A 14,637-nucleotide genomic window follows, 5' to 3' on the forward strand; every position below is an offset into this window, starting at 1 on the left:
TTATAATAGCTTTGCCCACATACCTTGAAACATATATACCATGAAAAAACTAAGTTTTAAAGATGTGCTCCGATCCATCGCATTCCCCCGGGATCACCTGTCTTTTTTCAGTAAGCTGCTCTATCTGGTCATTATTGCCTTAAGTTTATCTGCCTGTAAGAAGGATGGGGGAGGCGGTGAGCTAACCGGAGATTATTATTTCAACGCCAGACTGGATGGGCGCAAGATCGATTTCCATACCGTGAATTTTCAGGGAAGCGGTGCCGACGGCCGCTTTGAGCATATCGTTGTCGGCGGTTATGAAACATCTTATCCAACTTCAGGTGGACCGGTACCTCCATCGCTGGACTTTGAAATCTGGAAACTTGGCGGCAATATCACACCAGGCAGCTATGCTACACCTGCCGAGCAGAAAATGATTGCACGTTATGCTGTGCAGAAGTCGGATGGAACGCTGTTGTACAATACTTCCTTTGCGAACGACATTTTCACGCTGAAAATAGAATCCATTAGTAAAACAGGAATTAAAGGCACTTTTTCTGGTACGCTGAGAAATATGGCAGGCCAGTCGATCAGCGTGAGCGAGGGGTCGTTTAACCTCCCTTATAAAACAATTGTCAACCCTTAAACATGATAAGATGAAAACTACAAAATATTTTATTGCATTCGTTTTTACCATCTCCGCTGGGCTTCATGCTGCAGCGCAATATAAAGAGCCTGAGAAAAAAGATAAAATTGAAGCCATTTATCCGGAAGTCGTTTTTGATTCGCTACAGGCAAAAAAAATGCTCTCAAAAGGCACCGCCGTCATCAAAGGCGTAGCATTTACCAGGCAGAAACACCCGCTCGGATATAGCGTTCCGCTTTCGCCCAGAATACTCGCTAACAACATGACAGTAGTACTTTTGCCGGTAACGCCTTATTTTGAAGACTGGTATAAGCTTCGTAAAGAAAAGGAGAATACCAGAAAACGACGCTTTGTGTATCTCTCCAAAGATGCATACCGCTACAGGCTCGAAGCGGTCACCAATAGCGACGGGGAGTTCACCTTTCCCGACATGAAGCCTGGAAGGTACTTTCTGCAGGGAATGCTGGATTATACCCTTAGGGGCTCATATAATGCCTATACAGGTACCGGTTACAATAATTATGGCGGGCAGACCGATTATTATCAGAAAAAAGAGTATTCCAAAAATATCCAGGACCGGATCGAGGAGTTTGTGGAGATAAAGGAGAACGGGGAAATACTGAAGGTAAAGTTGCATTAAAATAGCTGCCGCGGTAAGTAACGTTAGGATTTCAGCGCTGAAAAAATAAACTATTGGTTTTTTTCGCTATGAAGCTTGAGATAAGTTCAATTGTAGTGTTCCGGAAAAACATTTTAGCTGTAACCACTTTTATTTCCAGTGCGTCTAAGAGTTGAATATAAAATCATATGACAGTGTTTAAATACCACCCAAGCCTGCTATGCGGGTTGTTCTTTATTCTTGGATCCTTTGGGATACTCAAGGCCCAAAACCTCCAGCAAGGCATTGACAGCCTCATCTTAAAAGAATTCTCTGACCCAAATGGTCCGGGTGCAGTTTTTATGGTCGCCCATGGCGGGAAACCAGTCTACGAGAAAACTTTTGGCAAAGCAAATCTGGAAGTTGGCAATGATCTCAAGGCTGAAAATGTCTTCGAGCTGGGCTCGATGACCAAGCAGTTTACTGCGGTGGCGATTCTCATGCTAGAACAGCAGGGGAAATTACAGGTCACCGATCCGCTTTCCAAATATATTGCAGATTATCCCGGAGGTAAGGCTATCACCATACATCACCTGCTTACCCATACCTCGGGAATAAAGGATTTCACCAAAATGAAAACACTATCAGAGATTGCCCAGAAGGAAATGACACCTAAAATGATGGTGGATTTTTTCAAAAACGAGCCGGTGGATTTTGCGCCAGGGGAAAAGTTTGAGTATAACAATTCTGGTTATGTGCTTTTAGGCTACCTCATAGAACTTATTTCGGGGGAAAGTTATGAGGATTTTATCCAAAAGCATATCTTCGAAAAGTTGCATATGGATAACTCCCGATATGCCAGTGACCGGCTTGTCATTGTTAACAGGGCCTATGGCTATCATAAGAAAACATCGGGCTATGTAAACAGGACAGCTATCAGCTTCAGTGTTCCTTTTGCTTCAGGGTCTTTGATGTCAACAACAGGCGATATGCTTAAATGGCAAAATGCACTGAACCAAAACCTGTTGCTAAATGTACAGGAAACAAAAAAAGCATTCAGCACTTATAAGCTTAACAATGGCGAAACCTTTGGCTATGGCTACGGATGGCACATCAGGAACATCAGCAAAGTACCCACGCGGGAACACGGCGGAAGCATCTTTGGCTTTAAAACCATGGCGGTATACATTCCCTCTGAAGACATTTACGTTGTTGCGATGAGCAACTGCGACTGTAATTCGCCAACCAAGGTTACTGGAGAGATTGCAGCACTGGCCCTCAAACAATTCGGGAAGAAAAGTCCCGGCACTCAGTAGCTGGACCAACTTGATTAACTGGTTGAATTTAATATCATGACAATACAATCAGGCACTCAGATTAAAACTTAAACCTTTGATATGAAAAGAACATTTTCAATTTACCTGTTTTTTTGATGGTAGGACTACATTCCATCTATGCACAGGAGATACCGTTTGCAGACAGCGAGCTTTAAAATCCAAATTAAAGAATATCATGGATAGCGTAGTAAACCTAAACTCCCTTCAGATGAAATCAAAACCGGATAGCTCCGACTGATAAAAGAAAAACCCAGTGGGGATATAGATAAAATGTGCAAATATAAATCAAGGTATTAAAAACACTTTTAGATATTTTAGAGAAGTTTAAACATGATGAAAAAAATCTTGCTTTTATTATTTCTTTTCGCCGGTAATGCCGATATCCATGCACAGCGGGTACTCGAGCCTGACACTAAATCACACCCGGAATGGTCTAAGCCTATTGCTCCTTTTAAAGTTGCAGGCAACCTCTATTATGTAGGTACTGCAGATCTGGCTTGTTATCTTATCGTTACCACTGAAGGAAATATCCTCATCAATACAGGTCTTGCCGCCTCAGCTGCACTCATCAAATCAAACATCCAGGCACTGGGATTTAGTTTGGCGGATACAAAAATCCTGTTGACCACGCAAGCGTACTATGACCATGTGGGTGCCATGGCCGAAATAAAAAAGATAACAGGAGCCAAAATGATGGTGGACTATGCCGATGCCCAGGTAATAGCTGACGGGGGAATTTCCGACTATGATCTAAAAGGCGATGTTTGCGTATTTGAACCGATAAAAGTAGACAGGGTTCTTCGCGGAGGGGATAGCATTAACCTGGGTAATACGAGTCTGGTTATGCTTCATCATCCCGGCCATACCAAGGGCTCCTGCAGTTACATTTTTAATCTCTGGGAGAATGGCAGAAAATACAGGGTGCTAATTGCCAATCTGCCAACTATTCCGACAGATAAAAAGTTTTCCCAGTTAAGTGCCTACCCCAATATAGCCAGAGATTATGCCTGCACACTGAAGGCTATGAGAAAAATCAAATTCGATATTTGGGTAGCATCACATGGCGTTCAGTTCAGTCTTCTCGAAAAGGTCCGGTCAGGTACTTCTTCTCCGAAGGCATTCATTGATAAAAAAAACTATTATCGCTCAATAAAGGAACTACAAAAGGATTACAAACAAAAGCTTAACGAAAATTGACTTGTATCCTGCAGGCACTCAACCCGGCTAGCGCTCTGGGGGCGCATAAAATCAATCCACACCTAAAAGAACGAACAATGAATAAGACCTTTTTTGCTGTTTTATTTCTCTTTATGGCATTCTTGCCATATGCCTACGCCCAGCAAGCTAAGATACCGAAAGATGCTAAATCGGAAGGTAAGACAAAATCCATTGCGCTGACAAAGGAAAAATGGCATTGGGGAACTGCAAACAAACAAAATGAATCTGCAGGTTATGCCCAGGTGATCAAGTGCGGCAACACGGTTTATATTTCCGGGATACCGACAAGCGATCTCAGCGCAATGGGCGTCCGCGAGCTCTATAAATCCCTTGCCCAATGTCTTGCCGCTTTTGGTGCAACACCTGGAGATGTAGTTAAAGAAACCCTTTACACAACAGATATAGAGGAAATGAAAAAATATAACCAGGAACGGAAAAACTTTTACAAAGGAGATTTTCCGGCAGCAAGCTGGGTGCAGGTAAGCAGGCTTTACGAAAGAGGGGCCAAGCTGGAGGTTGAGCTGATCGCTGTGCTTGGAAATGCTCAGTAATGGTGCTGATTTCCATTATAGCCATTGTTAAAGATTGGTTAGAATAGAGATATCTCGCTTCCAATATCACTGGTAAATTAACTCGAGGGATCTGCAGCTCAGGTCTCAAAGTTATCCAGTTGCACAATATGGCTCTTAATAAGCTGTACGGCCAGTGGTTCATCATCGGCCAAAAGACACTTTATTTTCATCAGTTAATTTATTTTTATCTTATTACCAAGCTCAATTGTAAATAAAGCTACAAAGATATTGTTATGGGCAGAAACGATTAATTTATGTCTTTCTCCTCCCGTCCGTCGATGGATAGGCGGATTTTTCAGGTGTTTGCATGTTTTTTAGCCATAAACAGTTATATCCTTTAAACTACACTCTCTGTCTTCAAAACAAGCCTATTCATCGCCATTTTAAGTTATGAAAACATCATTCGCTACTTTTGACCCATTGAAAGGCTGGTAACCGAACGGTTCTGGACTTTTAAAGAAAAAAACAGAAATATGAAAATAGTCTTTGAACTAAAAATACTTGCATTACTATTCTGCAGCTTAATAACTTCTGGTCTGCTTGCTCAGGAAAAGCCTGAACTTCAGAACCTGAGTGCAAAGAAACTTGATGCTATTATTCAAAAAAGCATTGATGAATCGGGAATGGTAGGGCTCAGTGCCGCCATTATCGTAAAAGGAAAGATTGTCTGGATGAAAGGTTATGGCTATGCCGATAAGGAACTCAAAAAACCTTTTACCCCAAACACCATCATTAATATTGCATCAATTACCAAGACTATTACCGGTGTATGCGTTTTGAAGGCGGTTGAAGAGGGTAAGTTATCCCTTGATGCTGACATCAATACTTACCTGCCCTTTAAGGTTATCAATCCTTATTTTCCGGATGAAAAGATAACCCTTCGAAACCTGGGTACGCATACTTCCGGTATAACAGATAGAAGCCCTGTCTATGAAAATTCCTATTTTTACGGCGGGGATTCCCCGGTCTCTCTGGAAGCTTTTTTAAGAAGCTATTTCGATGTTCATGGTCAGCTTTATTCAAAAGATAATTTTTTAAACCACAGACCGGGCACGTTTTGGGAGTATTCCAATATCGCGACTGGCCTGGCCGGTTATGTAGTAGAAAGGGTAACAGGACAGGCATTGAATGAATATAGCAGGAAGAATATTTTTAAACCGCTCGGTATGAAAAATACCGGATGGTTCAGTACCGAGATAAATATGGCTGCTCATTCCAAAGGTTACGATAAACAGGGTGACACCTTAAAACTAATTCCATATTATGGGCTGCCCACCTATCCGGACGGAGGCGTGCGCACATCGGTAAGTGAACTCTCTAAATATTTTATCGCCCTGCTCGCGGATGGTCAATATCAGGGTAAGCGCATATTAAAGAAATCTTCTGTTGATTCCATGCAGCGCTTTCAGTTCTCTCCGTACCACAAGCCCGAAAATATAAACCTGTCAAATAAAAATGCAGGTATATTCTGGGCCACCAAGGATGGAGGTACAAAAATCGGTTATGGCGGAACCGATCCGGGGGTAAAAACAGAGATGCTGGCAGACCTTGATAAAAAGGTTGCTGTTGTACTCTTTTCCAATACCACCTTAAACAGTAGGGATTTTATGAAATACTATGTGGGTGTCTTTAATGAGCTGTTCAGGTACGGGAGAGCATTGAATGCTGATGCTAATAAAAAGCAGCGGTAGTAAATGAATGTAGATATGGTTAATGATAATGATACCTGCTACATTTTGAAACCATTTTCTTTTGGATTATTTCTATAAAAAAAATAAATGAAAAAATTCGGGTTAGCTTTCTTCTTATTTATTGCCGGTTTTTCAGCACAGGCGCAGACCTATAAACCCGTTACCAGCAAAAACAAAACATATCTTGCGAGCGTGAAAGGACTGTCTTATTCCTATAAAAATGGAACAATAACACTGAAAAATAACGGCAGTTACGATCTTGGTACAGTAAGTGTAATTGCCTCATCCACGGCAGATACCACCTTGTTTGGAATTGTCCTGTTTGAAGATGGGCTCGGCAAAGGCCAGACCGAGAGAGCCAAAGTTTATTTTACTACAGGTCAGGGAAAAGGTACCTATGAAATTCCGCTATCTGAGATAGATCAAAAACATCTTGTTTTCTCTTTCGACAAAGCGGTTAGGGCCAAGCCATAGTTGTTTGTCTGAGGCTGGTCTTATCAAAAAATAGCCAGGATCAAACTTTAAATTACCCGGACTTCTTATCTAAACAGCAAGCAATCCAATTGCAGGCAGAGTTCAATCTGCAAATAAGTTCCACCTTACAAAGTGGGGCGGTTTAAATGCCGATAAAGCTCACTTTTGTGCATCATGTTGGTTCCGGTCTATATTTTATGGATTGCCCAACTGGCTTAAAACTGATTAATAAAAATGAAAAAAAAGATCTTTTGGGTGCTGTTTGCTGTGTTGTCTATCCTTATTGGATTATATCCGCTCAAATATCTCCTGATCCACGGGAGGGTTGGCATTTTGAATGGTAAACCGGAATGGCTTTTAAATAGTGGAATCTGGAATGCCGCCTTTTATACGCATATTATTCTGGGTGGAGTGGCTTTGCTGATCGGATGGATCCAGTTTAGTGAAAAAATCAGATTCGATAAACCCCGTATCCACAAATCCACTGGTAAAATCTATGTAGTCTGCGTTCTGCTGAGTTCCTTTTCGGGCTTCTATATCGCGCTGTTTGCTGACCAGGGACCATGGTCTTCCCTGGGCTTTGCCTGTCTGGCTGTAATCTGGTTTTATACAACATTGATGGCTTATCTGACAGTTAAAAATAAGCAGTTTTTAAAGCATCAGAATATGATGATCTACAGCTATGCAGCCTGTTTCGCTGCTGTAACGCTGAGGATATGGCTGCCTGTCTTAGTGATCATTACCGGTAATTATGGCACTTCCTATATTATTGTGGCCTGGTTATCATGGATACCCAATTTGTTTGTAGCTTATCTGAAAGTAAAAAGATTAGCATTGAAAAGTATAATAATTGACAAGTCCTGAATTGTTATAAATTTTATCTCATATATAAATCATCGCGGCTGGAAAAATATGAGCTGACTTCCAGCAATTCATCACTCTATCCGTAGCGGGGTATTACCGGATGATCCATATTAACTTGTTTAAAACGCGGGTTAGTCTTTTAACTTTATTAATTCCACTCTCCGGTTTTTTGCTTTATTTTCTTCTGTTGTGTTGCTTACCAGTGGCTTTTTGGAGCCGAAGCCGTTTGATATGAGTCGGTCCTCAGCAATACCTTTTTTAATTAACGCAGAACGGACTGCAGCAGCTCGCTCTATTGAAAGGATCAGATTCCTTTCTTCATTTCCTTTATTATCGGTATGACCATTAACAGCAATTTTCAAGCTCATATCGGCATTGAGTACTTTGTAGATTTCTTCCACTGCGGTTTGTCCTTCAGGCTTTAAAGATGATTTGTCGGTGTCAAAGTTGATATATAGGACGGCTTTTCCGTCGTGATCTAATTGTTGTTTAATTTCGTCCGCTTTAATCAGTGAGATCGTCTGATGAAAACTTCCTTTCTCTGCAATTTGTATTGCGCCACTTGTACCGGTGGTTTGTAGCTGTATATAAATTATATCGCTATCTGAACGTTTGATCACATAGGTTTTAATAGGGATATTGTTCCAATAATCAAAAGACCCTTCATCACCACTTTTCAGTTTATCTTTTCCTACACGGTCAACTTCCTCTTTAGCTACTACTCCTTCAGCTATTTTTACTCCTCCTAAACCTATAATCATATCTTCATAGCTTTTATCTACATAGAATTGTTGCCACTCTTCGCCATCAGCAGTTTGTATGTATGCGCTAAAAGATGGCCCCTCAACAGGAGTCAATATCCCATTGATTGGGACATATGTTTGATCAAAGTCTTTTTTCTTCCCGCCTCCGTTAATGTAAATAGTTTTTTTAGGGGCTGAAAAATAGGGAAATACACCAAGATCGTTTTTACTTACTGGAATGTTGCGAATATCAAACCCTTGCTTTTCGATAGGTTGTGCTTTGCTCGAATCTGCGACTGGGTTTTGAACAGTATCAGCAGATTTACTTTGTTTGTTGCCTGGACTTGAACAGGAAACAACCAGTAATGTGAATAACAGGAAATAAACTATTTTTTTCATAAGGATGTATTGTAATTTCAACGTATTAACTGTTAAAGAGGATGCCCATCAATTGACCGGCGATGTGTATTGCATCTTTCGAATATTTATAGATGGGTGAGGATTGCTGAATTTTCATTTCTTCAGGACTTGTTTTTACGGCTTCTACTTTTTTAAAGCGGTACACAATGGCCATATGCTCATCCGTCGTATAGAAAATTTTCAGTTTCATTATCCCGTCTTTTTCATTGATATATAAGGGGTTTAAAAAGTTGACTGATGAGGTCATCTGGTCTGAAGACCAAACCTCTATCTTCGCCACTGTAAGAGAATGGGATACTTGCTGGTGATTGACTGTGGTATTTGCATTCTTTAAGGTATAAATGCTTTTTTTGCAGATGAAGCCAGCGATGTTCTCCCTAATAGGCGTTTTTTGTATTGCATAGTCTTCACTCCTTATCGTAGATTGAATACCTGCTTTACCGAGCTCATTTTTTTGATAGGTGAAGGTGATTTTTTGGTTTTTCTTATCCTGTGTACTGATAAAAAAGGTGCCGCGCCCTGACTTATCATCTACTGAATTTTCGCCATGATAAGTTAAAGCATCAAACTTCGCAGTTGCCGTACCAGGCTTTAGGAAAATGAATGATTTCCATGGTAATAACATGAGGTTGAGAAGCATCATGGGATTTTTATTTTTGATGGCTTCAAATTCTAACTTTGTTTTGGAGCTGGATAGTTTGATAGCATTTTCAAGCTGTTTACGGACATTTCCCTGTTTAGGTTCTATACTTCGGAAAATTTCCCCCAGTGATGTTCCCGTTATGTTAATTTCGATTTCTATTTTACCTTCGGTAAACTTTTGAGAATTATCAAGAGCAGCACTTTGGTCTTTTCTCTCCGATACTGGCTTTTTACTAGCATTAGGAGTGGTGCAGGAACTGATGGTCAACAAGTAAAATATAAATACAGGTAGTTTTTTCATAACTGTTGGTTCATGTCTAACGGTGAATTATCGCGATATTCAAAAGATGTTCTATATAATTTAAACTGTATTCTGATCCTAACTGTCATTTTAGTAGGATTTGCACAAAATTATTTCGGTAGCACGTGCCATACAATACCTGTTTGCGTGGGATTATTCCTACTGGTTTTTAGGTATTTTGTGCCTGTGGAATGATTTTAAGCCACATTAATTGCTATAATTGTGGTTTAGTCTTGTTAAAGTTTAAAATTTATAATTGTGGCAATATTTGCAGCAGATTTATTTACATAACCTGATATAAATGCCAAAAAAATATACGCTCCTTCTTTTAATATGATGGTGTAGGCTTTGATATTGGAAGCCTGAAAGGAAAAGAAGGAATGGGGATAAGTAACACCAAAACGAGGGTAGCATATTTAGGCGGTAAATTAGAATTTGTTTCGAGTGACAATGGACAAGGAACCAATATTAATATAGAATTAAAAGTTACCGTTTAAGTTGACACAGTCTATAAGACATGCTTAGGTGCGGAAACAATTTTTATACTTTCTGCCAATTGGCAATTGTTTTTCGTCAGCTAAGAACACAAATTGTGAATTATGCGATTTTACCCTTTTCTCGTGAACAATATACGATTTGTGGATTCTTACAAAGCCTAATCTTTCATTTTTCTCCATAAAATCAGACAGTCGCTGTAAAACCATATATTGTTTAAAGCGTGTGATGATTTTTAGGTATTCTCCAAAACCTTCAATCCATAAGATATCTTTTGTTGGAAGTTTGTTTACCATATAATCCGATTTAAAAACCAGAAAATCGCTCTCCTGATCAAGCCCGGTAAATTTTAAATAATCGGTTGCTTTTTGAATGGCTTTCAAAAAACGTTCAGGAAATACTGGCTTAACCAAATAATCAATTACATCCATGTCATAAGCTTTTGCCGCGTGGATCGGATCAGCAGTGATGAAAATGCATAGCTTGCCCTTCGGCACCAGTCCAACCATTTCTGTACCAGAAATTCCGGGCATTTCGATATCAAGAATAAGCAGATCCACTTCATCCATTCGCTCGTAAATAACCGCCTCTGTTGGATCTAGAAAACAGGCCAGCAGCTCAATTTCGTCAATCGACGCACAATACTTGCTGATCAGATCTAGCGCCGGAGCTTCATCGTCAACATAAATTGCTTTTATGGGTTTCATATGCTGATGATCAGTTTAGTGAAATAAGTAGTTTCGTTTTGTTCAGTTTTCATCTCGTATTTTTCTCCATATTCCTGATGCAGAATCATGGTTAAAACTTTAAGTCCCGCTCCACGGTAGTTGATGGCATCATCCTCGATCTTCTTTTCGGATATGGAATTTAAAATATTAAACTCTACTTCCGATGGCCTGAACAATAGCGTAGCCGCAATTTGTGCATGTTCATCTCTGCCAATAGCCGAATACTTTACGGCATTTTCAAAAAGTGTAAGGTAAATCGTAGGTGGAATTTCAACAACACTGGTAAGCTCACTTGAATCAAAATTCATGACCAGATTTAGTGCGCTGTTACTTTTCAATTGATAAAGTTTACCAAGCGCAGCAATCATCTGGAGTTCGCGCTCAACAGGGATCTTTTTTTTTTCAATTTCATAGGTGGTATATTGCATCAGGAGGCTCAACTGCTTAATTAAATCAGCAGAACTTCCATCTGTAGCATAGCTATGGGAGTAAATGTTATTGAGCGTGTTGAACAGGAAGTGTGGATTTATTTTAGATTTTAGAAGTTCCATATCTGCCTCTTTTTTTCTGATGCTAAGCGCCGATAACTCGCGCTCGGCAATGAGCTTGTATTTCGAAATGCTTTGCATAGAAGGCACGAGGATAATTATGGCCTGCATAAAATAGACCATTAAAAGGTATTTTCCATCTCCAGATCTAAAAGCGCTAAAAAGTTCTGGTTCAACCAATATTCTGATCAGGCTTGAAATTACAAATAGCGATGCGGTATAACGCACATATTCGCCATATCTGGCCTGCTGATAAAATTCCGGAACAAGTTTCTTAAAGCAGAGCAGGTAAACCGGAATATTGATTGATAGCATAAAGAGCATCGCCAGGGCAGCCTCCCCAATACTAAAGAAACTAAAATAGATGTAGCTGCTAACACCTGAAAAAGCAATCCAGAATAATATATGTTGCATGGTGATTACGCCTGGCCACCTTCCGTTCAATAGAAAATCCATCACCTTTTTTTCAAAAGAAATCCGGAGAATCAGGATAAGGAAGACTAAATTGATTAAAAGAATCATTGCAACTGTCTGGTTTCTGTAGTTCGCTTATAATTTCTGTCGTTTATTGATATAAATGTTTTCCAGCATCACTTATGTTCATCTTTAATATTCAGTTACATCTGTTTTTGTATCTGAATTAACCAAATATAAACATAGGATTCACTATTTCAATAAATAGGCAACAATCAACCATGGCGAACAAACCTGTTTTTTATAAAAAGAAAGGCGCTCCAAATCTTATGGTTCGGTTTTACCTCATCTCGGTAATCTGCAGCTTTTTTTTTAATTACGCATCCGCTCAGGAAAAAAAGCAGAACAAACCACTCGTTGCCTACCTCAATGAAGATAAGTCGCATTTTATAAAATTTTCGGGCTACGGACAATTTTGGGCCAGGTATACACAGTTAAACCCAGGGAGCAAGGTGAATGAAAGCCTAACCAAAAGTACTGCAGATCTTTCGCTACGAAGGTTAAGGATGAAAATGATCATTTATCCTATTGATAACCTCAGCTTGGTTTTTCAGGGCGGTACAACCAACTTAACCTATTTAAATGACAATGAAAGTGCCTTTGATCTGCTTGATGCGTTTGGGGAATATAAATTTAGCGGGAAGTTAAGTTTGGGTGCCGGCCGTTCCAATTGGAAGGGGCTTACACGGTTTGCCTCCGGACCTACGGCTACCTTACTGTATGATGTCCCTTTTTTGGATTTAGGAAATGTAAACCGCACTGATTTGACGCTACGCAACCTGAATATATTTGCAAAAGGCCAGTTCGGCAGGCTGGATTATCGTGTTATTCTGGCGAAACCTTATGTGCCATTAACCGCTAAGCCGGTTCAGAACGTTTCGGGCTTCAATAACCTTTCGGTGAAACCAAATCTATCTGCATACTTAAAATGGCAGTTTTTTGAGCAGGAAAGCAATGCGGGACCCACTTCTGCAGGGAGTTATCTCGGCAAGAAAAAAGTACTTGCCATTGGCATCGGGGCCGAATTACAAAAAGACTTGTTATGGCACCTGGCTGGTACCGATACTGTGCTGAATGATATGAAACTCTATAGTGCAGATGCATTTTTCGATACACCAATAAACCTTCAAAAAGGAACTTCGTTTAATGTTTATGCAGCGGTTTTTCACCATGATTATGGGCCTGGTTATATCCGGAACCTCGGAATTAACAACATTTCAAACGGCCTGGATGCCGCAACTGCCTCGTTTAACGGTGCCGGCAATAGTTATCCTGTGGTAGGGACCGGAAACAGTTTGATTTTTCAGACGGGTTTTACACTTCCTTATTTCAATCAGCAGAAAAAGAAAGCCAGGTTAATGCCTGCCATCGCGATTCAGTATTCTAAGTTCGAACGCTTGTCTGACCCTATGTTTACCTACGATTTTGGCCTTAGCCTATTGCTGAGAGACCATGCTTCCAAATTTGTTTTCAATGCCCAGAGCAGACCCATTTACACGCTTCAGGGAACTGAGCTCAAAGTTTCTGAAAGGAAAATGATGTTTGTTCTCATGTACCATATCAATATAGATTAATAAAAACAGCGCAACATGTTAATTAAAAAAAATCTTCAACCAGCAGATCAGCAAATCAAAGGCTCCAGGAGCATTTGGGTGCGAATTTTATCTAACCTTACCTTTTGGGTACTGGTGGCCATCATTGCCGGTATAGTACTGGGCAGTTATGCACCGGCAACGGCCGTTAAAATGGAAATTATCGGTAAAACTTTTATCGATATCATTAAGCTCTTTATCGCCCCGATCATCTTCCTAACGATTGTTCTGGGCATCAGCGGCATGGGCGATTTAAAAAAGGTGGGCCGAATCGGGCTTAAATCGCTGATTTATTTCGAAGTAGTATCTACCGTTTCTTTGGCTATCGGTATTCTGATGGCGGTTTTAATTAAACCGGGCAATATTGATAAATCTGGCTTACAGATTCAGAATGCTTCAAAATACACATCTGCACCCGCTAAAAGTTTCGATTGGGTAAGTTTCTTTATGAGCAACCTCACCATTCAGGTATTACTGGTGGCCATCGTTTGTGGCATTATTTTAAATTATTCAAGGCATCGTGAAAAAGCGGTGAGTGGTTTGAGTTATGCATCCAAAATTGTTTTTCAAGGATTAAAATATGTGATGTATCTCGCTCCCTTAGGTGCTTTTGGCGGCATGGCGTACACCATCGGTAAGTTTGGCCTGCACACGCTGGTTCCTTTAGCCAAATTGATGGGAACAGTGTATTTAACCATGGGCCTGTTCATCTTTCTGATTCTTGGTGGAATTATGAAATACTACAAAATGAGCATCTGGAAATTCATCAGATATATTAAGGAAGAGCTTTTACTCGTACTGGGAACCTCCTCGTCGGAATCTGCATTGCCTTCCATTATGCAGAAACTCGAAAAAATGGGCTGCAGTAAATCTGTAGTCGGGTTGGTTATTCCAACCGGTTATTCTTTCAATTTGGATGGGACATCGATTTATCTCTCTATGTCGGTTATTTTTCTTGCGCAATTGTACGGCGTTCAGCTCTCTGTATGGGAAATGCTCAGCATCATCGGTATCCTGATGGTTACATCAAAGGGCGCAGCAGGTGTTACAGGAAGTGGTTTTATCGTGCTTGCGTCCACACTGGCAGCCATCCATAAAATTCCTATTGAAGGATTGGCTTTTCTGCTTGGCGTAGATAAGTTTATGAGCGAGGCGCGTGCCATTACCAATATCATCGGAAACGGCGTAGCCACTATTGTGATTTCGAAAAGCGAAAATGAGTTCCATCCCCATGTTGAAGTGGCGCAGGATCCCAAATTGATGGAAATAGAAAAGAAAATGGTTAAGCAGGAATTTGTATACTAAATCTAAT

At 40.3% G+C, this 14,637-nt stretch carries 14 protein-coding genes; 10 read left to right on the forward strand and 4 right to left on the reverse strand.

All coding sequences use genetic code 11. The features are described from left to right. The first annotated feature begins 40 nt into the window (after positions 1 to 40). From AC1RJ8_RS16735 to AC1RJ8_RS16770, 8 genes are all read left to right on the forward strand, one after another. Positions 41 to 628, forward strand: coding sequence for a hypothetical protein (locus tag AC1RJ8_RS16735; protein ID WP_492954984.1), 588 nt, complete (start codon positions 41 to 43; stop codon positions 626 to 628). Between the two features lie 10 nt (positions 629 to 638). Continuing rightward, positions 639 to 1,268, forward strand: a complete 630-nt coding sequence (locus tag AC1RJ8_RS16740; RefSeq protein ID WP_492954985.1) for a carboxypeptidase-like regulatory domain-containing protein — start codon at positions 639 to 641, stop codon at positions 1,266 to 1,268. A gap of 167 nt (positions 1,269 to 1,435) precedes the next feature. Further along, a complete protein-coding gene (locus tag AC1RJ8_RS16745) occupies positions 1,436 to 2,542 on the forward strand; it encodes a serine hydrolase domain-containing protein (protein WP_492954986.1) in 1,107 nt (368 codons plus the stop codon). Between the two features lie 354 nt (positions 2,543 to 2,896). Beyond that, complete coding sequence (gene bla / locus AC1RJ8_RS16750) at positions 2,897 to 3,760, forward strand: subclass B3 metallo-beta-lactamase (RefSeq protein WP_492955077.1); 864 nt, start codon at positions 2,897 to 2,899, stop codon at positions 3,758 to 3,760. Between the two features lie 77 nt (positions 3,761 to 3,837). Then, entirely contained in the window at positions 3,838 to 4,332 is a 495-nt protein-coding gene (locus AC1RJ8_RS16755) for a RidA family protein (RefSeq protein WP_492954987.1), read from the forward strand. Positions 4,333 to 4,826: 494 nt separating this feature from the next. Beyond that, the gene (locus AC1RJ8_RS16760; RefSeq protein ID WP_492954988.1) at positions 4,827 to 6,044 is read left to right on the forward strand and encodes a serine hydrolase domain-containing protein; all 1,218 of its coding nucleotides are present in this window, start codon (positions 4,827 to 4,829) and stop codon (positions 6,042 to 6,044) included. 87 nt (positions 6,045 to 6,131) lie between these two features. Beyond that, entirely contained in the window at positions 6,132 to 6,518 is a 387-nt protein-coding gene (locus tag AC1RJ8_RS16765) for a hypothetical protein (RefSeq protein WP_492954989.1), read from the forward strand. Between the two features lie 234 nt (positions 6,519 to 6,752). Beyond that, a complete protein-coding gene (locus AC1RJ8_RS16770; protein WP_492954990.1) occupies positions 6,753 to 7,382 on the forward strand; it encodes a DUF2306 domain-containing protein in 630 nt (209 codons plus the stop codon). 131 nt (positions 7,383 to 7,513) lie between these two features. Here the strand turns inward: AC1RJ8_RS16770 and AC1RJ8_RS16775 are convergent, their stop codons facing one another. The 4 genes from AC1RJ8_RS16775 to AC1RJ8_RS16790 all read right to left on the reverse strand — a co-directional run bounded on the left by AC1RJ8_RS16775 (position 7,514) and on the right by AC1RJ8_RS16790 (position 11,715). Then, positions 7,514 to 8,524: an OmpA family protein gene (locus tag AC1RJ8_RS16775; protein ID WP_492954991.1), complete on the reverse strand. Its 1,011-nt coding sequence runs from the start codon at positions 8,522 to 8,524 to the stop codon at positions 7,514 to 7,516. Positions 8,525 to 8,549: 25 nt separating this feature from the next. Next, positions 8,550 to 9,488: a hypothetical protein gene (locus AC1RJ8_RS16780; protein ID WP_492954992.1), complete on the reverse strand. Its 939-nt coding sequence runs from the start codon at positions 9,486 to 9,488 to the stop codon at positions 8,550 to 8,552. 521 nt (positions 9,489 to 10,009) lie between these two features. Next, positions 10,010 to 10,690: a LytR/AlgR family response regulator transcription factor gene (locus AC1RJ8_RS16785; RefSeq protein ID WP_492954993.1), complete on the reverse strand. Its 681-nt coding sequence runs from the start codon at positions 10,688 to 10,690 to the stop codon at positions 10,010 to 10,012. Beyond that, a complete protein-coding gene (locus tag AC1RJ8_RS16790; RefSeq protein ID WP_492954994.1) occupies positions 10,687 to 11,715 on the reverse strand; it encodes a sensor histidine kinase in 1,029 nt (342 codons plus the stop codon). The genes AC1RJ8_RS16785 and AC1RJ8_RS16790 overlap by 4 nt, the downstream gene beginning before the upstream one ends. 239 nt (positions 11,716 to 11,954) lie before the next feature. Between AC1RJ8_RS16790 and AC1RJ8_RS16795 the strand changes: the two genes are divergently transcribed. Next, positions 11,955 to 13,307 (forward strand): hypothetical protein, encoded by a 1,353-nt coding sequence (locus AC1RJ8_RS16795; RefSeq protein ID WP_492954995.1) that lies wholly within the window; start codon positions 11,955 to 11,957, stop codon positions 13,305 to 13,307. Positions 13,308 to 13,322: 15 nt separating this feature from the next. Continuing rightward, positions 13,323 to 14,630 carry a cation:dicarboxylate symporter family transporter gene (locus AC1RJ8_RS16800; RefSeq protein WP_492954996.1) on the forward strand — a complete coding sequence of 436 codons (1,308 nt, stop codon included), beginning with the start codon at positions 13,323 to 13,325 and terminating at the stop codon, positions 14,628 to 14,630. The last annotated feature ends 7 nt before the right edge of the window (positions 14,631 to 14,637 follow it).

It is taken from the genome of Pedobacter sp. GW822-FHT03F06, from assembly GCF_058801365.1.